The sequence below is a fragment of the Acidobacteriota bacterium genome, from assembly GCA_016196035.1.
Lineage (GTDB): Bacteria > Acidobacteriota > Blastocatellia > RBC074 > RBC074 > JACPYM01.
The window spans coordinates 38,283-58,616 of sequence record JACPYM010000034.1 but is presented as its reverse complement, the minus strand read 5'-3'; the positions used below and the strand labels follow the sequence as shown (position 1 = coordinate 58,616).

Genomic DNA, 20,334 nt, shown 5'->3' with positions numbered 1-20,334 from the left:
CCCTTGACTGCTTGCGGACACTCCCCTGGTAATCACTCAGGCCAACGCCCAGCAGCGTGGGGGTGAAGCTGCGCGGCGCGCGTATTCGCTTGCCATACAATTTGCGCAACGGCATTTTCAACGGCGCGGCAAAGGCTGTCATTGATCTAGCGCAAGTCACTTCTTGATGTAGATCAAGTCACCGCTGCCTTGTGCGCAAAAAATCGCCGGGCATGAAAGGAAACGGGTTTGGCGGGCGGAAACGGACAGCAACGACTGACTTTTTTGAGAAATTGTAGCTACTCAGCCCCAAGGGGGCGCAATATGATAGCCCGGTGCAACGCACCGGGTCAGCAGATGGATGGTTTCCAAGCCCCGACGGGGCGCAATAACTATTTCGCCCCCGTTGGGGCTCACCTGATCTGATGTCCTGCTCCCAGGGCGTTGCCCTGGGCTTCTTTACTTCGCCCCCTTGGGGCTGAGCAGTTGCGAGAAATTATTCCTTCTGTAAAGTTTTCGGTGCTGGCCGTTCAGAGTTCACGCTGCGGCGTGTACGTGGCGATCCGTAGACGCGCTGAAGTGTGAACGTCGTCGAGCTACGGTATTTCTTCCTGTAAATTTTTCGGTGACAATATAGGGGCAGACCTGGGTGTTTGCCCCGGTGGCAACAGACGGCATCGAAGGCCGCAAAAGCGACCGGGGCAAACACCCAGGTCTGCCCCTACATTGTCATCACCGGATTTTTTACAGGAAGCGGTATTTTGTCGGGCTGGATGAAGCCGAGACGGCGCAGGCGCTGGGCGTCACGGCGCGCACGGTGCGGCGGGACTGGGCGTTTGCGAAGAGTTGGCTGTTGGAATATCTGCAACCCAGGGCTGGGCAGCATTAGCATTATGGATTCGGCGTGTTGAATTGTTGGATGAGTTGCCGCAGCGGCGTGAGATCGGGGCGCGTGTGGTGCTGCTGCAAACTGGCGACCAACTTTTCCAGTCGCGGTTGCAAGGCGCGCGCGACAGCCGTTTGCAAGATCATCTCGGCCCGTGTAGCCAATTCTGGCAAGGCAATCAATTGCGCAGCGAGCAGCTAAGCCAGGAAGCCCCAATCTTGGTCGCGACTGGCCATCAGCTTGCTGACGGCGACATCATAAAGCTCAAGACAATGCGCGATGATTTGGCCGCTATCGTCAGCCAGTGGTTGCAATCGTTCTTGCCAGTCTGACGGCAAGACTACCGTCGCCAACCCACCGCTGTCGGCATAATAGCCGTGCTCATCATGAAAGGCGCTGGTGATGCCCAATTGCTGATTCACCGAAATCGGCAAAGCAATGCCGCGAACTTCTTTCACTCGCTGGATGAGTTCGAGAAAGGTTTCCTGCCGCACAACGCCTCCATAATTCAGCGCGCTCCGTTTCGGTGAGAATGCCGGTAAAGGGCGTAGACTGGCGTAAGCGCTGCCCTTCATCTGAGTCTTCGGTGATGAGTTTCATCAAGTCAACGACGTTCAATTGATCCAGCAAGCCGCGCCATTCTTGCAAGGCGTGCTCCGAAAAACTGCCGGCGTGAGCGGGCAGCCAGCGTTCGAGGTTCTGTCGCGCCCGCGCCAGAATCGTTTGCGGGTTCGCGTGCAGCCGCCGCGCGACTTCGATGTGATAGAGCAAGTTGTAGCTGTCCAGAAACTGGTGCGAATCTTGCGTTACGGTTTGTGCTGCTGTGTTTGTCATTATGCCAACGATAGCCGCTCATGCGCCCTGCCGGTAGCCCGCCGTGCGTTCCGGTCGTTCTGCGTGCCGCCACTTCGTCACATCCCATTCCACTTTGCGGCCCGTGCGAAACGCTTCATTCGCCAGATGCGCGCCGATGATGACGCGGCTGGCGAGTTCGACGGGCGAACGTGGCTGCTGGCGGCTCTTCATGCAATCGAGGAAGTTTTGCATGTGCGGCGTATTTTCATCCGTGATCGGCCACGACTCGACCTCTTTGCGTTGCTTGTCGTAGCGCACCATCAGGTTGCGATTGTTCTCCTGCACGATGCTGCCTTCCAGGCCGTAAAACGCGCCGCCGTCGTATTCCTGCCCGTTCATGAACTGCACCATAAACACCAGCGAGAAGCTGCCGCAATCCATGATCGCGTGGACGTTGTCGGGCGTTTCCCAATCCATGTTTTGATACTTGCCGCCGTTGCAAACGACCGAGCGTGGGCCGTCGCAGCCGGTGATCCACATCGCGACATCGAGCCAGTGCGGGCCGATGTCGGTCATCAGACCGCCCGCGTAATCCCAATACCAGCGCCAGCCCGAGGCGCGCTTGGCGTCGTATGGTCGCTGCGGCGCCTTGCCGAGGAACCGAGGCCAATCCACCAATTCGGGTGCAAACAACGATGGGTCTTTGCTGCGTTTGATGTATGGGTCAACCGGGCGATAGCGAAAATCCCAGATGCGCACGAAGCGAATTTCGCCAATGCCACCGCTGGCGACGATGTCGCGCGCTTTGCGAAAATGATCGCCGCTGCGGCGTTGATTGCCGACTTGGACGATCTGTTTCGAGGCTTTGACGGCGGCGACCATGTCTTCGCCTTCTTCGATGGTGCGCGCCAGCGGCTTTTCGATATAGGCATCCTTGCCCGCTTTGACCGCCGCGAGCAGGCAATCGTGATGCAAATGATCGGGCGTGGCGATGATCACGCCGTCAATGTCCTTGCGCGCGAGCAATTCGTTGTAATCCACATAGGTCTTCTCGACCGGCGCGCTCAGTTTTTTCTGCGCCAGTGCGAGCATGCCTTTGTTGACATCGCACAACGCGACGATTTGCGCGCCCAGCTTTTGTGCGGTGACCAAACGTCCGCTGCCACGGTCGCCGGGGCCGATGCCGCCCAGACGCAGGCGATCATTTGCGCCGAGGATGCGCGCGTAGGATTTCGCCGTCATCCCTGCCGTCGCCCCGGCGGTCGTCCCAACGGTAGTCAAGGCTGCCAGCGTGGTGCTTAAAAACTGCCGCCGTTCAACCAGATTCGGTTTCTCACTCATAACGAAGCCTCAATTGATGGTTTGTTGAAATGGAAATGTTTGCGATTGCGCGCGTATTCTTGAACGCATGTTGGGTGAAGTCAATCAGCGGTTAAATCAGGAATGCGTGGCAGTGACAGTACCGCGCGCGACTTTTTTCAATCCCGCCGCTATCCTTTTTCGTAGTCCCGGTCTCTAGTAAGGTGCAAGCGAGAGCAAAGGATGGCGGATTCCAACTTCGACAATTTAGCTGAGGCCGCGCCAGATGCCGTATTGGTGCTGGCCGCCATTCTGGGCGATCTGCGTTCATTCGACGTGCTGGCGCTGCGTTACCGCACGGCGGCCTATCGCGTCGCGCAAACCATCGCTGGCAACGAATTGGCCGAAGACATCGTGCAAGAGGCCTTGTTGCTGGCTTTCAAAGCGCTGCCGTCCATCGAAGAGCCGGATAAATTTGCCTCGTGGCTTTATGCCATCACACGGCACGCGGCGTATCGCCTGGGACAACGCACGCGGCGGGAACGCGCCCAGCGTGTCGAATTGGATGAGGCCTTGCTTGAGAACAGCAGCGTGCTGGCCATTCCGTTCAAACCAGCGGAAAGTATCGAGACGGCCTGGGTGCGGGCGGCGATTGAAACCCTGGCCGAAGAGTACCGCTTGATTTTGCAACTGCGGTTTTATGACGAAGTGCCGTTGGCGCGCATCGCAGATTTTCTGGATTTGCCGCTGACGACGGTCAAATGGCGCTTGCATCGCGCCAAACAATTACTGCGCCAGCAACTGGCGGCGCCGGAGGCAAACCCGGCGCAGAAAACCAAACGTGCGCGCGTCAAAGCCAAACTTTGACATCTTGAAGGAGTATCAAATGGAACGTGAACAGGAACTGAGAAAATTGATCAACGTTTTGCACCGCACGGCGCGCATGGCCGTGCGCGTGCAATGGACGCAGGTGGGCGAGAGCGAAACGCGCTTTGCCGCCGCGCAATTCAATCGCATTTTGGCGCGGCTGGGCGAACTCGACCCCAATGTTAAGACAGTCTTTGCGCCCTTGCCCGAAGACAGTTCATTGACGACCGTCGCGCTGGCCTGCCGCCAGGTCGTTTCGTATTTCGAGGATGAAGTGCGCATCGAAGAGGACTGGTGGAAACCGGGCTTTGCCGCCGGGTTCAAAACCCCTTGCGGTGAGACGAAAGACTTTTCGCTAGAGGATGTGGGCAATTGGATTCGCGACCGCTTTCAGGAAATCGGCGAGCGCGAGCGTCAGCGCCATGCGAAACGGCGGGCGGGCGAGTAAATCAAGCAAGGAGAGAAGGGTGGAGTAGGCAGGCCCAGCGAGGCCTGCCTACTCAAAATTATTTCAGCGTCGCCAACCATTCAACGATTTCTTTTTTCTGCTCGGCGCTCAGTTTCGGAAACGACTTCGGCATTGGCAATTCCAATTGATACGCCTCTGAATCGTCGAGAATCTTCAACAAATCTTCTTTGGTGCGTTGCGGCTTGGCGGTTACGCCGATCAGTTTCGGAAACGACGCGGCCCCTTCGCCTTGTTCGCCGTGACAGGCCGCACAGCTTTCCAGATAAGCCTGCGGCGCGGCGGCGGCTTTCACCGCGCTCTTACCGCCAACCACCTGCGGTTCAAAGGGAGCTTTGAGAAAGGCGCGCATCTCTTCTTCCTGCTTTTGCAGCTTCGGCCCGAACTCAGGGTGATGCGTGTCCTGATAGCGCGCCAGAGCGATCAACGCAACCGGGCCGATGAGGAAGAGCGCCAGCAAGGCGACGGCCAGCTTACGCTTGAGCGGATGGCGCTCAGGGTTGCGGTCGAAAAACGGCAGCAGGAACAACAGCCCGAATAACAAGGCTGGCACACCCATAATCGGGATCAGCGAGAGTTGTCCTTCAAAATACTTCAGCATCTGAAACAGCGGCATGAAAAACCAGGGCGGACGCGCCAGATAATCCGCCGTCGGATCAGCCACCGGCCCTAATTCCGCTGGCGCACTGTAAGCCAAATACACCAGCACCAAAAAGACCGCGAGCATGGCCACCGAATCCTTAAAGACCTGGCCCGGATAGAAGCGTTCGACCCGGTTATCGTCGCGGTTATGGTACGGCCCCGCCGGGCCTGAGCGGCGAAAGAACAACAGGTGCAGCCCCGCCAGCCCAGCCAAACCGAGTGGCAGCAAAAACACGTGGACGGTGAAAAAGCGCGACAGCGTAAGCGTCGAAAGGTCTTCGCCCCCCAGCAAAATGCGCCGTTGCAGCGGGCCGATGAGCGGGATTTCACCGGCAATCGAAGCGCCCACCTTGGTGCCGAAATACGCCGCCTGATCCCAGGGCAGCAAATAGCCGGTGAAAGAAAAGAGCAGCAAGAGCAGCAACATTACCGCGCCCGTCAACCAAATCAATTCGCGCCGTTGTTTGTAGGCGCCGAACAGGAAGCCTTGCGCCAGATGCAGCACGGCGACAATGATCATCGTACTGGCGCCGTAATGATGCAGGCCGCGAATGAGCGCGCCGCCGGGCACGACTTTCTGGATATAAGCGACACTCGTGTGCGCGTGGTCGGCACTCGGCACGTAATAGAGCGTCATACAAATGCCGGTCACGACCATCATGGCAAAAAGAAAAAGCAGCGCGCTGCCAAAGACATAGGCCCAACGCGCACCGCCGCGAATCGGTTCGTAGAGCGCCGCATCAACCGCCGCCTTGACGCCCGTCCGCTCATCCAGCCAAGCGTAGGCCGCCGCCAACCGCGCAGTGATTTTTTCTAAGTTCATAGCGAATGACCTTTATCAGCCGATGGCCTCTTTGTTCGGAATCCCCTGTTTGAAATCCGCGTAACGGACTTGCAGCTTGCCGCCTTCGACGCGATGTTCCAGCGTATCCAAACCGCGCGGCGCAGGCCCGGCCAGCGTCTGCCCGCTGGTGTTCCATTGACTGTTGTGACAGGCACACAGGAACCCTTCGGCGTTGGCATTGACGGTGCAACCCAGATGCGGACAAACGGCTGTGAAGACCTTGACCTCAGCGCCGTTGCGCACCACCCAGACAGCGCGCTCGGCGGTGAAATTGCCCCAGCCCGCCACGCGCGCAACAAGCAGATTGCGCTTGGTCAACTGACCTTCGGGAATACCAGTCAAAGCCCCCACGTCCGACCAGTCCTCCGCGTCGGCTTTGGTAAAAGCCGGGCCGAGCGCAAACCGGCCAATGTTGACGCCGAGCACGGCGGAAATCCCGGCGGCAATCAAGCCGGATAAAATGCCCAAAAACGTCCGGCGCTCGGCGGGACTTTCAGGGGCGTGATGCACACACATAACAAATGCCTCCTTAATGCAAACCTCTAATTACAAAGACTGTTTATTTCCTTTTGCCAGCAAGGCCGCCCACGGTTTTTTTGCTGCGGGCTTTTTTCTGGATTATCTCTTCACAGCGTTGGTTGGGAGTGTTCAGGCATTCTACACAAAGCAGGCCGTTTTGGAAGAGCACAAGGCAACCACCGGTTGGCGCAATAAAAAAGGCGGCGCGTTGTGCACGCTCCGCCTTTTGCTTCCCATCAGAGGATGACGACTTCACCAAAGGAACTTTTCGATCAGTTCCTCACCTTGGGGCATCTGAAAGTCTTCATCACCCCGAAGCCGTCGCTCAAGCGAACTTGGGCGACGCCACAGGAACAGGCCGCCGTCAAAACCGTCGCCCCCGATTCAACCGTCAGCGGACTGATTAAATCGTAGTTGATCGTCGCCACGTAATAACCCGTGGACGACACCGACTCTGGGGCGTCTTCTTCACGACGCGCCTTGTCCGGAACATTCAAGAATGCAGCAGCCTTTGCGGGGGTTGCGGCCTTCGTGGGAATGAAACGAACTTGTTTAAGGCTTACGCGCGCGCCGCTCAAGCTTTCGCTCTCGCTGAGCTCGCGCAAGGTCTCTTTCAGACGTGCAGCAATGGCCTCTTCCTTGCCCGCCACAGTGACCCGTTGGTATGCGGCGGTTTGAACAGGCCAGAGTTCTGCGATTGGTTGCGGGAGTTGTTGGCGAGCCAGTTCCACCACCTGCAGGGCAAACGCTTGCCACTGCGAGTAGCCTGACAGCACCATCAAAAGACAGGCAGTGTAGAAGAGTGTCTTCATTTCCTAACTTCCTCCATCCAAAGTCAAAACACCAACCGATAGGAAATTGGCGGGCGCACTATAGCACAGGCTTTACCGATGCCTAGCCGGAAATACCTATGAGCTATTGGCGTTGACACTGATACAAACCAAAAAACCGAAAACCTTTCACCCCAAGGCTGGTTTCTCTGACACGGGTGTAGGACACAACCCGGCAAGAAGAAACAGTCAGCGTTCGGGTGAAAGGTTTTCGGTTTCTGCGCTTGGCAACTATTGCCAAAGCCTGCCGATTAAAAGACCGGCTTATTCTGTTTGTGACGAATTACGGAATAGACAGCCGCCGAACCAGCGCCAATCAGCGCACCGATGCCCGCGCCTTTACCGCCCTTGGCAATGCCGCCGATGGCCGCCCCCAAACCAGCGCCGCCGCCAATCGCAATCGCAGCTTTGGCTTTGTTACTCAAACCTCTCTTACGTACAGTTGTCGAGGTAGCAGGCGCTTCATTCGCCGCCACAATCGTGCGCGTTCTCACGGGCGTGGCCGCCGCGCGAGTCGTCACGACCTGTGCGGGCACAACTTGCGCGACAGGTTGCACGGGTACAGCCACATAAGTGATCGGCGCACCGGCCACTGGCAGCGGAACAACGGGTTGTTGGGGCAAAGGTTGTAAGGCGGCTGGCGCGTTTGGTTGAAAACCCAACGCGGCAACGTTACTGGCGGCAGGCAGCGTTTGCGCCGCCGTCTGCTCGCGATTCATCCAACTGGAAGCCCCCCACCCGATCACACTGGCGACCAGCGCGACTAAGGCGAAAGGTGCATAGCGGTTATTGGTTGTCATTAGGATTGCTCCCCCTTTCGGGCAGAGCTATAACAACCGCTGTGCCAATTTCAGCGGCGCTTGCACGCGGCGGCAAGAATCATTCTGTGACAAGCAGTTACGTAGTTATCCCCAACCTCTCGCAACATTGAATCTAAGGCTTGGCTGTACGCAGAAATTACGATATGGGATGGCAACTCGACCAGATGGCATGTTTTCTCACGACGCCAGCCACCAAGCGGCCAGCCCCTAGCCAGCGTTATCAAAGGCCTGGCGAAGCCACGCAATCAATGCTTGATCCACTTCCGCTTCGCTCATCACCTTGACCTTGTAGTTACACATGCTGTTGGGCGGTATCTCTAATAAACGCTCCGTGGCGGCGACACCTTTCATATTCAAGCCGACCTCAACGCGTGTATTCGTCGCAGGCCCGATCATGGCGAACTGTTTCTTACGCCGCAGGCTGAGATAGGTCTTTTTCGGCGCAATCTCAAATTCACCGAACTTGTTGATTGCGGCTATCAGCTTGTCGTGAATAGGCCGCAGCGCAGCTTTAGGTCCGGCATATAAAGCGGCCACGACGTCATCGGTCGAGCGGTTCTTTTCAGCCACGGCGCTCTGTCCCGCGGATTTCAACACGTGATGCACGAGTGTATTGGCATCGCCATGCCCAAGTCCTAAATCACGTTTGAGCATATCGCGCAGCTCGCCGTGTTTAGTGAGGCCGCTGTTCCGCACCAAAGCGGCAAGTTCCGCCAACGATTTGCCGGTGCGTTTTTCAATGTTTGCCAACTGTGTCGCCAGCGCTTTCTCCACAATGCTCATTGTTAGCTCCTTATCTGCTTATTGATGAATTAGCTGGATGCCGGACAACCGGCCGCAGCATCTTCGGCTTGCCTGAAAAGTAACACAGTCCTGCTCGGTCAGTAAGAGTTGTGTGGTGAATTAGACCCAACAACAAAGCGCGAGTTGCTTGCAACAGCAATTGCCGGGCGCAAGCAGCACGTCTTGGTTGGAGCGACTCCGGCAGCTTGCCAAAGAGCAACGGGTCTGTTTTGATCGTCGCGGTTAGAGTTATTTGCTGTTTTCCGATCAAGTTCGATCAGATCATCGGCGTTTCCTGAAAAACCGCTTCCTAACACAATTCGCTATCATTCAACGATTATGCCGAGCATTTCTGCCCCAGGCGACAATTTGACCGGACGGCTTTGGCTGTTCTTGACGATCACCACCGGTGTTTTATTCATCACCTTCAGTTTTTACCCCGGCTATCTTTCCTTCGACTCAATCGAACAGCTTAACCAAGCCAGAAGCGGGATACTTAATGACTGGCATCCGCCGCTGATGAGTTTTATTTGGCATTTCCTGGATCGCGTGGCGCCTGGCCCGGCAAGCATGCTGTTATTTCACAACCTATTATTTTGGTCCGGATTGGCCCTCTTCATTTCTCGCTTAATCAATCGCAAACTGCTGGCAATGTTGTTGGTATTCAGCATCGGCTTTTTCCCGCCAGTGCTCGCACTGCTCGGTACAATCTGGAAGGACGTGGGCTTGGCGGCCTCATTGATGCTGGCCAGCGGGCTGCTTTATAGCGCCCACCAAACAGGGCGCAAGGGGTATTGGGCAACTGCGCTTTTGGCGCTCTTCTACGGTCTCTCGGTAAGACACAATGGGATATTCGCTGTATTCCCTTTAGCCATCTGGGCGGGCGGCATCGCTTGCGGCCAGTGGCAAAGCCGCTGCCGCCTGTGGCAAAGCCAATCTTGGTGGAGGAGGCAAAAACCTGTCATTGCGGCAACGCTGTTTGGGACGCTGATTTTGGTGATGCTGGTGATACTGTCTCAAGCTGTTAGCCTGGCTCTGATCCAGGGGCGGAAAACGTATGTCTTTCAAACCCTCCTCTTACACGATTTGGCCGCCGTCTCAATTGCGGAGGAGCAAATGTATATACCGCCCTACGCACGCCAAGGAGTGAGCATTGAAGAGCTAAAAACCATCTATTCACCCAGAGAGGTAGTCCCCCTGTTTTGTTGTAATGCGGCGCCACGGCACTTGGTTATCACCAATCAGGGCACGGATGTCGCCCAGTTGGAAAAAACTTGGTTGAGCGTAATTGGAAGTCATCTGCAAGACTACTTACTTCACCGGGTGGCCGTCTTCAAAACTCTATACAGCATTGGCCAAAGCTCAGTTTGCTTGCCCTTCCAAAAAGGCATTGATCCAAACCAGTTGGGCTTATCCGTGCGCCCTTCCCGGTTAAACCGCGCGTTGGCTTGGCGGTTGGAACGAATTCAAGACAGCTTGCTCTTCCGCGGTTGGTTTTATCTGGTGCTGTTACTGGCGCTGTTGGCCGTAGCCGCTTTGCCAAAATTCAGAGAGCACGCATCCACTGTTTTTGCGCTGGGCAGTAGCGCGTTGCTCTACGCCCTTTCTTATTTCTTTATTGCCCCCACCTGCGATTTCAGGATGTACTGGTGGACAGTTGTCGTCACCTTGATCCTACCAGTACCAATTTTTGCCAAACAACTCAACAGTTATCTGAACCGTCGCCAACTTGAATAAACGGGATCGCTTACCGCCTTTGGCGTGCTTCGGCCCTCCGGCATCAGCGTTGCCATTCAAAGCGTGAGATAAGTTCCAGATAGTATCGCCACATCACTCCCTGAATGAGGCGGAACTCCGCCCCATTAGTAACTCCTATACGGCGCCAATCCTGTAAGCCTCTCACTGCAAGCCAAAATAATGTAGCGGCGGAATTATCCAGAGACCCGAGCACTTCAAGTGTTTTTTGTTTTTCTTTGGTTAACTTCGGGCCTGCGCGCTTGCTCAGCAGGCGCGCCATTAGCCCTGTTCTCAATACATGGTCGTAATAAATATTCCTAGCGCCTGCGCGCCCCTCTGGACTCATAAGTTGCCGAAAAATATCATGTAGCATAACCAAGGGAGGCTTCCGTAACTGCTCACCATACCCGCTTACGTTCCCAGAATGACGCGTATAATCATACAAAGGCCGCGCAATAGACCTGATCTTTCCCAACGCCAACGCCATCACACCAATCCAGTGGTCATGAAAGAGATCACCCAGCTTCGGTGGAAAAGGCAGAAGGTAATCAAGCAACTCTTTACGGAACATCGAGGCCGCGCCAGGTACCGTATTGGCTAACAATAACGCCCATAGGTCAGTTGAGTTATTTTGTCGTACCATCCAGTAACTATCGGCAAGAATCTCACCCTGTTCACTTACGATTCTCATATCGCTGTAAACAAGCAGCGTCTCACTATCAAAATGAGCAATCAGTGTTTGTAATTTGTCCGGGTACCAATAATCATCCTGATCACAGAGCGCCACTAACTCAGCTTGCTCAGGCACTAATGACAAACATCTTTCGAAGTTCAGATAAAAGCCAAACCGGTTTGGCGCTGGGGAGAAAATAAATCTCGAATCTTGGGCAATAATTTTTTGCATTTCCACAATTACTTCCGGCCTCGAAGCATCATCGCTAATAATGCAAACCCAATTGTGGTAGCTTTGATCAATAATAGATTTTATCTGCCGACAGAAAAGAGCGAGCGGGGGATTATGGGTGGCCATACAGATAACTATGGGGGGAGTGAGACCTGCCGCGTTTCTACCCAGCGACGGCTTTTGAGGATCGGCAGGGCCGCTTGGAGAAACAGTAATGTCGGTAATCTTTTTCTTCAACTTGGCTCCATTACTTAAGGTAACTTGCAGGCTAAGCTCGACGGTTTCGGGTTGGGGCGGCTCGGAAATGGGGATGGTGGCCCAAAATCCGCTGTTATAACTATACCCCTGCATGTCCAACTTGGGGTAATAATGTTCTTTGACATCGGCGCGAGCTGCACCAAAGACGGTAGCAGGGTAGGCTGTTTCGTTGATCAATATCTCAAGTTTGCTAAGCTGGTGTTTCAGATGGAAACACCAGCCGCTCAAATATAACTCAGTGCCCTTTCCTGTAACCAGGTTGCGAGGAATTTCCGTTTCCACTTGAGCCAAGATTTCATCCACATCCTGTTGCAATGACGGCTCAGTTTGCATTTTTTTTCGAGGCCGCAGCGAATTGAGCAAGAAGTGAAGAATCCGATCACGTATACTTTGCGGCGGGGCGAGACGTAACCGCCAGCGCCAAAGTAATTGCATTAGTTGCCAAGCCTGACTGTCATTAACTTCAGTAATTTGCTGCATCAGCGAGTCTACCAGTCTTTCTTGCTCAGCGATGTGTTGATTTTGCCGTAACACTGTTTCGTGATACAGGCTCAATTCCTCATGAAGTTTTTGCTCCATTGCCAAACGGTCATCCGTTTGCAGCTTTAATAAATCATCGGTGTTATCAATATAGATCGAGTCTAAGGAAGGTTGGAGCGGTAGGGGTTCGTCTGCGCAGATTGCGATAAAATAAAGTGGGTTATCTAAGCATGGAATCTTTTGCGTAAGCTGCTCATCGTTTAATGTATAAGTGTCCAGGCTAGTCGAGTCTACCTCTTGCAGGCCGTAGACAAACGAACCAACAGCGAATCTTTGACCGTAAACCCGAAAATACTGAAAGTAACGCGTTATCAAATTGATAAATTCTTCGTGATAAAGCTCTTTTACGTGATAAGGATTTTGGTAGCCCGGTAAATCAGAGTAAGTCAGTTTATTCGGCGAAGAGAGGATCAAAATGCCCTCTGGCTTAAGCACCCTCTTGATCTCTTGCATCATTTCTTCATGCTTATCGTGATGCTCAATAGTTTCAAAAGAAGTAACAACATCAACTGAATGGTCTGGTAAAGGGATCGCCTCACAGGAGCCAACTAAGTAGCGCAGCTTGGAATTATTGCCATATCGTTGATTGGCGTGCTCAACAACCTGTAAGTCAATATCAACCCCATACACAAACTGAGCGCGAGCGGCCAGCAAAGCCGCGCCGTACCCCTCTCCCGAGGCAATGTCCAGCACGGTTTTACCCGTTACGAACTGTGCAGAAAGCGCGTAACGATGCCAGTGTTCGTATTTAATCTGCCCGCTCAATGCGGGCTGGTACCGTTCGCCGGTAAATTCCATCAACATGCCCCTAACCAATAAAGCCCAACGAGAAATGCAGCAATGCTGATCTAGCATTCATCTGAGTAATATTTTCTTTAATACGCATATATACTCTTTGGTGCCGTTAATAGTATTTTCCGCGATGTCTTCAACAAGCTTCAAATTACTCTCACACCGCATGTAGTAATCAAAAAATACCTCAAGAAGAGCTTTATCAAAAGTGTGAAAATGGATAGGGTAGCGTTGCTCCACACAGTATTTATTTACATAAGACATGCATTCAGCAACGTTTTTAGCTTTGCCCCAATAATAAGCGCACTCGAAATAATGAACGATGTCTCTAGCCGGGTCTCTGTTCTCATGATCTTCAATCAAATGGTTCAAAGTCGTTAGCGACCTTCCCCTATCCAGCATATTTTCGTGGTCAGGCACAGAGCAATATAAAACCCCTTCCGGCTTTAAGACACGTGCCCAGTGTTGAAGAGCGCCGAGAGGGTCAACTAAGTGCTCAAGCACATGATTGGCTATTACAAAGTCAAATGATTTATCCGCTATGGCTTCCAGCCTGTCGCCCGAACAGATAATGTCCGGCGGGATAATCTGTTTAGCATCAATTTCCGGATATATTTCGCATAAGCCGATATAGTTACGATTGTCCACATATGAGATGCGTGCTTTGTTAGGGTTAACCAAAGGCTGATTAAGCGCACCGATCTCAATGCCCCAACCATTAATGTACTTTCGAGCATATTGCTCTCGCGGACTCTCAATTGACTGCTTGTTGGTTGCCTTACTAAACCGCCCGAACAGATTCATAATATTGAACCCCTCTATAAGATAAGCAGCTATTCTTACCGATCTGATTATAAGAACCCGGGATATTCATATGCTAAGCTCAGGCAATGTTTCCCATAATATGCTCCAAAATCTGTTTTATTTGAGTAGCACGAGCCTCCGCTGTATAGCGCGTTAAACAATCTTGGCGAGCAGCTCGCCCCAACGCTAGTCGCTGACCGTGATCCGTACAAGCCAGCGCGAGTTTCCCATACCAGTCCTGTGAAGATGTAGGATGAACCAACCAGCCATTCTGCCCATCAACAATCGCTGTCTGAAAGGCCTCTGTTGCCGTGGCAATTGTCGGAACCCCGACAATACCAGCTTCAATGTATTTCACCTCGCTCTTACAAGCAGTAAAGATGTTTGCGGACTCCAATGGCGCAATAATCAGGTCAAGCCGTTTAATTAGACCGGGCAACAAACGCCAATCCTGAAAAGGAGCGCCGAAAATACGCTTGCGTAACTCGGTTGGAAAGACGCGGATGTCGAAGAATCCCCCTAGCACCAAGAACGTTTGTGCGTTCTCCTTAAGCAATTGCACCAAACCAGGAATCGCGGCCTGCAAATCATAATCGTGAGTGGGCGTACCGCTTAAATACCCTATCAGAATTGCCTGCTCTGTTGGCACAGGCAATCCATTCATCAACTCATTGCTGACGTTCACTGTAGTAACAGAAAGCGCATTGCGGAGGACGTGCGTTAATTTTCCAGTGTCGCTGGCAATGAGATTTGCCAGCGGCTGGGTAGAGGCCAGTACAGCATCGCATTGCTCCAATGTAGCAAAATACCTGGCCGTCAACTGACGGTGTTCGTCTTCAAGGGCGCGGTTATGCTTCCCACTAAACCGCAACCAGCGAATATGCTCTGGCTTGAATAGTAGGTCATCAAGATCGAAGAGACATTTGCCGCCCCGCTGGTGAATAGCACTGATCAACTGTGCCACGTCCTGGCTCCAGGGGACGCGGTGAAAGACAACCACCTCTGACTGGCGGGCTTGGGTAAACCCTTCAGTGTCACATTCAAAGACGCTGGCAGTTATCCCCGCGAGCCGCAATTCGTCAACCCGATTCTCACAACGATAGCGGCGAGCGGCGCCAACAGTACCAGAAAATATAGCGACAGCCGGAGGCTCACATTCGGGCGCGCGCTCAACAATAACCGCTGGGGGCGTATGCTCGACTAAAAGAAGGTCTTGGTTAGCTGGCCTTCCCGCCGTCAATTGGAGCAACTTTTGAAGCGTAACAACCGAAGAACGTAACAAGCGATAGAGTCTGGGGTTTTGCCAAAGTTGCAACCTGATTTTTTCTTTGAGACTCAGTCGCGGGGTCAAGTCCAGATAAGCGCCCAGCCGCCGCTTTGCAGTCCTTTTTAACTTCCAGTTGGCGAAAAATTCAGTCATGCCATTGCCTGATCGTCTAGCTGTTACCCGGCGCTGTTATTATTATTGCGTCAGATGTTACCACCAATCTATTGGGCTGGTGTCTCCGTCAAAGTTTCGTGGATGAGCGGAGTCAAAAATTGAGCAAGATATTTTGATCCGTCTATTGAGAGGTGATCGGGGTCACGGTAAAGCATTTTGCCATCTTTCATTGCCCAGCACAGCGCGTTGTCACACAGGTATTTTGCAGCGTCAAAAACTTTGACTTGCGGATAGTCTTTCAAAACTTCTGCGACCAGGGCGCGATACCTGTTATTTCGCTCTTCGTAATCTTTATAGGGAAAAGCACAGGGCTTGAGTATTCGCCTAGTTAAGCGAATAGGGCGAGAGTCTACGCAGGATTTAGGATTGAATGGCAGTTCGGGATTGTCTATAACAAAAATGATATTTTTGTTATTCGCAATCAATTCATTTAGCGTATTTCTCATCCCTAGCCCGTAAACCTCCCAGCGATCCTGGATGTCTGGTCTGCTGGCTAAAGTAACCCCGAGACCGGTTACTCTTGCGCTATCGAAATCACCGAATATCTTGCCACTCAAATATACGGTACCCATACTTGCTAGAATGACCGTTTTTAAGGAACTGCTTTTCTCTAACTCATCCAGCGCACGGTTTACTGCATTTTTGGTTGTCCCAACTTTTATGCGCAAGTCATAGTGATCAACATCGCGAAACGGAATCCCCCCATATCTAAAAATGACCGGTTCGTTATTTAAGCCCGGAACATAGTGTTGCGCATGAGAGTCTCCCAGCAGCATTACTTTCGGATCCGGCGGATTTCCCATTCCCGTGCTATCGTAAGTAAAGGCCTTGTTTTGTTGCTCAAACGCAGTCATGCGGAAGGCCAAGCCATTTTTTTGATAACAGCTATAACCGACACACCCCACCAATAACATCAACACGCACAACGTAACCGTCTTGCGCCAATTTGGGTTGCTAACACGGATAGGTTTTTCAATCAAGCGCCAAGTGAGATACGCCAGCAAAAAGCTGATGCCCACAGCAGTGAGCTGGATGCGGAGCGAAGGCGTTTCTGACTCAACAATCCGCGCGAGAGACAACAGCGGCCAGTGCCACAGGTAGAGCGGGTAACTAATTAACCCCACCCACACCATTATTTTCCTGGACAGGATTTGGCGATTCACCCAAGCCGCTGGCCCCGCAAGGATAATGAAACACGCCCCCAGCACCGGAGCCAAAGCCCGCGCGCCGGGATAAGGCATGCTGCGATCCAATCCGAAAATAGAAGCGAAGATCAGCGCAAGTCCGAAAAATGAGAGCACATTAGCAAGCCACATGCCACGATTTTCTTCGGCTGGCGGGGTTTTGAACAGCACCCGGTTAAATGCGACAACGTGCAGCCAGCGCGTCAGCCAAGACGGCCAGCACTGAAAACCCTGAACATAGGCAAGCGTTGCGCCCACCATCAGTTCCCACCAACGATAATGCGGCGCGTAAAAGGCTTTGATGGCATCGGTATGTATGCCCGCTCTGCTCAACCTGAAAGAAACCAAGCCAATCAGGATAACTCCCGTCAACACATTTAAGCCGCCGCGCCAAGCCGCCCAGACTAACAGCGGAAAGATAAGGTAAAACTGTTCTTCAATTGCCAGCGACCACAAATGTAGCAAGGGTTTGAGTCCCGAAGCGACATCAAAATATCCAACTTCCTGCCAGAGTACGAAGTTCTGCGCAAACCCCGCACCGGCTGCAATATGCTTGCCTAGCTGTTTGTATTCATCGGGTAACAACGCAAACCAGCCCAACACATAGCATGAAGCCAGAACAAGTAACAGTGCCGGAAAGATGCGTCTGACCCGGCGCGTATAGAATTCGGAGAAGCTAAAATCCCCCTTGGCGAGGCTTCGGAAGATGATGGAAGAAATAAGATAACCTGAAATAACAAAGAAAATATCCACCCCCACAAAGCCGCCAGGTGCCCAATGCGAAGCGGTGTGATAAGCCACCACCGGCAGAATAGCCAGTGCGCGCAGGCCATCAATATCGGGGCGATAGGCAGTGTGAAAATTGTGTTCGGGCTGGGGATGAGCGGTAGTCATAGCTTCAATGTTATGCGTTGATTTAGTTGATCAGCGACGGGCGCGTTAAGGGCGATGGTGCAATTGCGCGCTTAGCCATCGAGTTTAATTTTCCGAAGCGGCTTGATTAAGCTTGAAAGCCATCACGGCGAAGAACCTAAAATCAACAGATGATTTTGGCAAGGCCCAATCGTTTACCGCTAACCAATTCCGCCAATCAATGACGCTGTCAATTGCGGTTCTCCATACTGGCTCATTGCCGGTGGTTCGGGTGAGAGCGCGGCTAGATAATCGTTAATTTCAGCCGCTGTGGCGGCTAAAGGAAACAGATGCCCCCAACCGCTTTCACGAATGCGTGCGCCAATGGCGCCCAGATCAAAAGCCACGGGAAACAACCGCGCAGCCAGGGCAATCGAGAGCGTGAACGAATAGGTCTCAGGAATGATTGAGGCGAAAAACGCACAATGGCAGCGTTGTGTTTCCAGCACCGCAAAAACTTCTTCCTCTTTGTATTCGCCTGTCATCGTCACGTTGCCGAGAGCGGCGAAACGCTCCGGATGATGCACCTGGCCAATCAGATGAAAGGACAGCGGCAAGCGGCGCGCGGCGGCGTCTTTAGCGCAAGCCAACACGAGTTCCGATCCCTTATGTGGAACGAGAACACCTAGCACGGCCACGCGCAATGGTTCGCCCTCTAAGCGCGGTAAAGCTAGTGATTTGGCCTGTGGGTAGCTTTCTATATGGCGGCGCTCTTCAAAATCAACCAGCGGAAAATACGGCTTTAGGCGCGCCCCCACGCTGTGGTGCGGCACAAAGACTTTGCGCGCGCCAGCCAGCCACTCAGCGTGGGCTTCACGCCACGGCGTTATGCTTAGCTCCGGCGTAGAAAACGCTCCCACGAACGCTCCGTTTTTTCTGATGCATTGATCGCAGACCGGGGCGTCAGGTTCGCCGCAATAACGACCCGCCCCGTCCAGTAAATTAAGACGCGGACAAATCGAGTAGTAATCATGGATCGTCCAGTCATACGGCACCCGCAAGGTTCGCACCGCGAGCAAGGCTTCCTTGGGCAAGCCAACGGTGTGGTGAATGTGGGCGTGACTGATGTTTAAGGCCCTCAGCGCTCCCAATAAATCGTTAAACTCGCTATGTACATCAAAAACCAAATTTGGCAACGGGCCAATGTCAGGATGAAGCAACTGCACTTGGTTTAATCCGAGGGCTTGCAAAATGACCGAACGCATACCGTCTCGCGCCAAGGCTGTTACCAAATCGCGCACATGACGCGCGACGCCGCCGCCCATATTGTGGTTGATGAAAAGCACGGTGGGGCCAGCGCCGACGTTTGAGAGACGCGCCAAATCCAGGCGGCGGCGCGCCGGTTTGGCTGGGTTGTCAGCCACATGCTGCTGCACGCGGCGTGAATAGGTTGGGTGCAACTTGTTGAGTATCGCTGCAGCCTTTTGCTTGGCGGGTGAATGCTCGGCGCCAAATGAGATATTGCCTGCGTGGTAAACGAAAGTATCGGTGGTTAAAACATGCCGCCAGCCATGCGCCAGTGCACGCATACAGAAATCATTTTCTTCGCCATAACCTCGGCCAAAGTTTTGTTCATCGAAGTAGCCGACCTGATTCAGGCAGGCGCGGCGAATGTACATGCAAAAACCAACTGCTGTCGGAACCTCCACAACTTTGCCTGGATTTATTTGGGCACAAAGCTGATCAAGTTTGGCGAGATTAGCATCCACCGGTAACTCGTTCACTTCAAAGGCTGCGGGGTAGCTGCAAATCGTGGCGTTATTCGAAAGCGGCGTCACCGTGCCGATCTCCGGTGCGGACACGGCTGCCCGCGTTAGCCGGTCAAGCCAGTCGCCTGTCACTTGGGTATCAGAGTTGAGCAACACCACATCACGTTCGGGGTGCAGTCTCATGCCGCGATTGACCGTCTTCACGAAGCCCAAATTCTCAGCATTGTGCAATAACGTGAGCAACCCTTGCGCGGCTAACGCGGCCAGATATTTTCTCAATTCCGGTTCAGGCCCGGCGTCGTCAATCACGATTAACTCGTAACCCACTGCCGGGCGACTCCGCAGCACACTAGCCAAACAGTCCAGGGTTTCTTCAACGCCACGATAGACGGGGACGATCACATCAATTTTGGGCGGCGCCGACTTGTCTTTCAGAGTGCCGAGTTCGGCCAGCAACGCCTGCACAAGCTGCTCACACCTCTCAACGTTAATTGGCAAATTGGCGCGCCGAACGTTAGCCGTATTGCCGACCACTGCGGGCGTTGCGGGTGACGCCGGATTATCCAGGCGGGCCAGTGGTATGGCATGTTTTGAGCGCAATTTCCCAAGGGCCAACAGCCCTCGTACACCTTTTGCAATGGCAACCCGCAACCGATAGGGCAACTGCATATAAATCGGCAGCAAACGGTTTTTTAATCGCCACAGCAGCGAGTTGGTGACGTGTTCAAGCTCAATCGCCTGCGCCGCCAATTGTCCCTGCAAAACCTCGAGCGTCTGCTCCTGGCCGGCAAGCGCTGTCTGTAACCGTTTGTTCTCTGCCTGCTGCACACGCAGCAATTGCGGCAATTCACAACGCACCGCCAAGGCCCGGCCTAACTGTTCAAAGAAGCCACGCAATTTTTCAGGTTCGGAATTGGCCGTCGCTAAAAACGCTTGAAACTCAAGCGGAAGCGTTTCGCCCACGGCCCAAACTGCCAAACCATTGCCATGCGTAAACTCGAAGTGCGGGAATTCAGGCCGATCCAGCGCCGGTTGTCCCTGCATCAACACGACAGCGCGCGGGCTGAGCTTGGTTCGCCAAGCGCTCAAAACTTGTGCAGCAGAGACGCCCGCAGGCAGGCTATTGAGGCATAGCAAATCTATTGAGCCATCAGCAAATTGTGCCAACCCTGCCAGCAACCCGTCCGGTTTGGGCACATCACCGGCTTGCCTCTCGCCGTCAGAAATTTCCTCGCGCTCAACGAATTCAAGAATGCGCGAATAAGCTCCGTAGTGTTCCTGATGATACTGCCGCAATTCGGCAATGACAGCCGCGTCTTCCA

The 20,334-nt window shown here is 53.4% G+C and carries 18 protein-coding genes; 5 read left to right on the top strand and 13 right to left on the bottom strand.

All coding sequences use genetic code 11. The features are described 5' to 3' along the window. Positions 1-628: 628 nt before the first annotated feature. On the top strand, positions 629-868 hold the full coding sequence (locus HY011_11940) for a hypothetical protein (GenBank protein MBI3423640.1): 240 nt from the start codon (positions 629-631) through the stop codon (positions 866-868). Positions 869-870: 2 nt separating this feature from the next. On the opposite strand, the gene HY011_11935 is transcribed toward HY011_11940, so the two are convergent. From HY011_11935 to HY011_11925, 3 genes are all read right to left on the bottom strand, one after another. Then, positions 871-1,038, bottom strand: a complete 168-nt coding sequence (locus tag HY011_11935) for a hypothetical protein (protein MBI3423639.1) — start codon at positions 1,036-1,038, stop codon at positions 871-873. Between the two features lie 24 nt (positions 1,039-1,062). Then, entirely contained in the window at positions 1,063-1,359 is a 297-nt protein-coding gene (locus HY011_11930) for a hypothetical protein (GenBank protein ID MBI3423638.1), read from the bottom strand. A 358-nt stretch (positions 1,360-1,717) separates the two neighbouring features. After that, positions 1,718-3,001, bottom strand: coding sequence for a Gfo/Idh/MocA family oxidoreductase (locus HY011_11925; protein MBI3423637.1), 1,284 nt, complete (start codon positions 2,999-3,001; stop codon positions 1,718-1,720). Between the two features lie 201 nt (positions 3,002-3,202). Here HY011_11925 and HY011_11920 point away from each other — a divergent pair, with 201 nt between their 5' ends. After that, positions 3,203-3,826: an RNA polymerase sigma factor gene (locus tag HY011_11920; GenBank protein ID MBI3423636.1), complete on the top strand. Its 624-nt coding sequence runs from the start codon at positions 3,203-3,205 to the stop codon at positions 3,824-3,826. A 19-nt stretch (positions 3,827-3,845) separates the two neighbouring features. Beyond that, a complete protein-coding gene (locus HY011_11915) occupies positions 3,846-4,274 on the top strand; it encodes a hypothetical protein (GenBank protein ID MBI3423635.1) in 429 nt (142 codons plus the stop codon). A gap of 58 nt (positions 4,275-4,332) precedes the next feature. Here the strand turns inward: HY011_11915 and HY011_11910 are convergent, their stop codons facing one another. Both HY011_11910 and HY011_11905 read right to left on the bottom strand, forming a co-directional pair. After that, entirely contained in the window at positions 4,333-5,757 is a 1,425-nt protein-coding gene (locus HY011_11910) for a cytochrome b N-terminal domain-containing protein (protein MBI3423634.1), read from the bottom strand. Between the two features lie 15 nt (positions 5,758-5,772). After that, a complete protein-coding gene (locus tag HY011_11905; GenBank protein ID MBI3423633.1) occupies positions 5,773-6,294 on the bottom strand; it encodes a ubiquinol-cytochrome c reductase iron-sulfur subunit in 522 nt (173 codons plus the stop codon). 16 nt (positions 6,295-6,310) lie between these two features. Here HY011_11905 and HY011_11900 point away from each other — a divergent pair, with 16 nt between their 5' ends. Next, positions 6,311-6,544, top strand: coding sequence for a hypothetical protein (locus HY011_11900; GenBank protein ID MBI3423632.1), 234 nt, complete (start codon positions 6,311-6,313; stop codon positions 6,542-6,544). Between the two features lie 25 nt (positions 6,545-6,569). Here the strand turns inward: HY011_11900 and HY011_11895 are convergent, their stop codons facing one another. From HY011_11895 to HY011_11885, 3 genes are all read right to left on the bottom strand, one after another. Then, on the bottom strand, positions 6,570-7,109 hold the full coding sequence (locus HY011_11895; GenBank protein ID MBI3423631.1) for a hypothetical protein: 540 nt from the start codon (positions 7,107-7,109) through the stop codon (positions 6,570-6,572). A gap of 269 nt (positions 7,110-7,378) precedes the next feature. Continuing rightward, positions 7,379-7,927 carry a hypothetical protein gene (locus HY011_11890; protein ID MBI3423630.1) on the bottom strand — a complete coding sequence of 183 codons (549 nt, stop codon included), beginning with the start codon at positions 7,925-7,927 and terminating at the stop codon, positions 7,379-7,381. Between the two features lie 228 nt (positions 7,928-8,155). After that, the gene (locus tag HY011_11885) at positions 8,156-8,731 is read right to left on the bottom strand and encodes a DUF4287 domain-containing protein (GenBank protein MBI3423629.1); all 576 of its coding nucleotides are present in this window, start codon (positions 8,729-8,731) and stop codon (positions 8,156-8,158) included. A 339-nt stretch (positions 8,732-9,070) separates the two neighbouring features. Between HY011_11885 and HY011_11880 the strand changes: the two genes are divergently transcribed. Continuing rightward, on the top strand, positions 9,071-10,468 hold the full coding sequence (locus HY011_11880; GenBank protein ID MBI3423628.1) for a hypothetical protein: 1,398 nt from the start codon (positions 9,071-9,073) through the stop codon (positions 10,466-10,468). A 43-nt stretch (positions 10,469-10,511) separates the two neighbouring features. On the opposite strand, the gene HY011_11875 is transcribed toward HY011_11880, so the two are convergent. From HY011_11875 to HY011_11855, 5 genes are all read right to left on the bottom strand, one after another. Further along, positions 10,512-12,968, bottom strand: coding sequence for a methyltransferase domain-containing protein (locus HY011_11875; protein ID MBI3423627.1), 2,457 nt, complete (start codon positions 12,966-12,968; stop codon positions 10,512-10,514). 57 nt (positions 12,969-13,025) lie between these two features. Then, a complete protein-coding gene (locus tag HY011_11870; protein MBI3423626.1) occupies positions 13,026-13,766 on the bottom strand; it encodes a methyltransferase domain-containing protein in 741 nt (246 codons plus the stop codon). A gap of 79 nt (positions 13,767-13,845) precedes the next feature. After that, positions 13,846-15,186, bottom strand: a complete 1,341-nt coding sequence (locus tag HY011_11865; GenBank protein MBI3423625.1) for a glycosyltransferase family 4 protein — start codon at positions 15,184-15,186, stop codon at positions 13,846-13,848. 68 nt (positions 15,187-15,254) lie between these two features. Continuing rightward, positions 15,255-17,285, bottom strand: a complete 2,031-nt coding sequence (locus HY011_11860; GenBank protein ID MBI3423624.1) for an acyltransferase — start codon at positions 17,283-17,285, stop codon at positions 15,255-15,257. Positions 17,286-17,464: 179 nt separating this feature from the next. Next, positions 17,465-19,762, bottom strand: a complete 2,298-nt coding sequence (locus HY011_11855) for a glycosyltransferase (protein ID MBI3423623.1) — start codon at positions 19,760-19,762, stop codon at positions 17,465-17,467. Between the last annotated feature and the right edge of the window lie 572 nt (positions 19,763-20,334).

What these genes read in the sequence shown, in the direction of transcription:
- HY011_11925 (MBI3423637.1), bottom strand. Translation starts at nt 3,001, where the DNA reads ATGAGTGAGAAACCGAATCTGGTTGAACGGCGGCAGTTTTTAAGCACC.
- HY011_11920 (MBI3423636.1), top strand. Translation starts at nt 3,203, where the DNA reads ATGGCGGATTCCAACTTCGACAATTTAGCTGAGGCCGCGCCAGATGCC.
- HY011_11915 (MBI3423635.1), top strand. Translation starts at nt 3,846, where the DNA reads ATGGAACGTGAACAGGAACTGAGAAAATTGATCAACGTTTTGCACCGC.
- HY011_11910 (MBI3423634.1), bottom strand. Translation starts at nt 5,757, where the DNA reads ATGAACTTAGAAAAAATCACTGCGCGGTTGGCGGCGGCCTACGCTTGG.
- HY011_11905 (MBI3423633.1), bottom strand. Translation starts at nt 6,294, where the DNA reads ATGTGTGTGCATCACGCCCCTGAAAGTCCCGCCGAGCGCCGGACGTTT.
- HY011_11900 (MBI3423632.1), top strand. Translation starts at nt 6,311, where the DNA reads ATGCAAACCTCTAATTACAAAGACTGTTTATTTCCTTTTGCCAGCAAG.
- HY011_11895 (MBI3423631.1), bottom strand. Translation starts at nt 7,109, where the DNA reads ATGAAGACACTCTTCTACACTGCCTGTCTTTTGATGGTGCTGTCAGGC.
- HY011_11890 (MBI3423630.1), bottom strand. Translation starts at nt 7,927, where the DNA reads ATGACAACCAATAACCGCTATGCACCTTTCGCCTTAGTCGCGCTGGTC.
- HY011_11885 (MBI3423629.1), bottom strand. Translation starts at nt 8,731, where the DNA reads ATGAGCATTGTGGAGAAAGCGCTGGCGACACAGTTGGCAAACATTGAA.
- HY011_11880 (MBI3423628.1), top strand. Translation starts at nt 9,071, where the DNA reads ATGCCGAGCATTTCTGCCCCAGGCGACAATTTGACCGGACGGCTTTGG.
- HY011_11875 (MBI3423627.1), bottom strand. Translation starts at nt 12,968, where the DNA reads ATGGAATTTACCGGCGAACGGTACCAGCCCGCATTGAGCGGGCAGATT.
- HY011_11870 (MBI3423626.1), bottom strand. Translation starts at nt 13,766, where the DNA reads ATGAATCTGTTCGGGCGGTTTAGTAAGGCAACCAACAAGCAGTCAATT.
- HY011_11865 (MBI3423625.1), bottom strand. Translation starts at nt 15,186, where the DNA reads ATGACTGAATTTTTCGCCAACTGGAAGTTAAAAAGGACTGCAAAGCGG.
- HY011_11860 (MBI3423624.1), bottom strand. Translation starts at nt 17,285, where the DNA reads ATGACTACCGCTCATCCCCAGCCCGAACACAATTTTCACACTGCCTAT.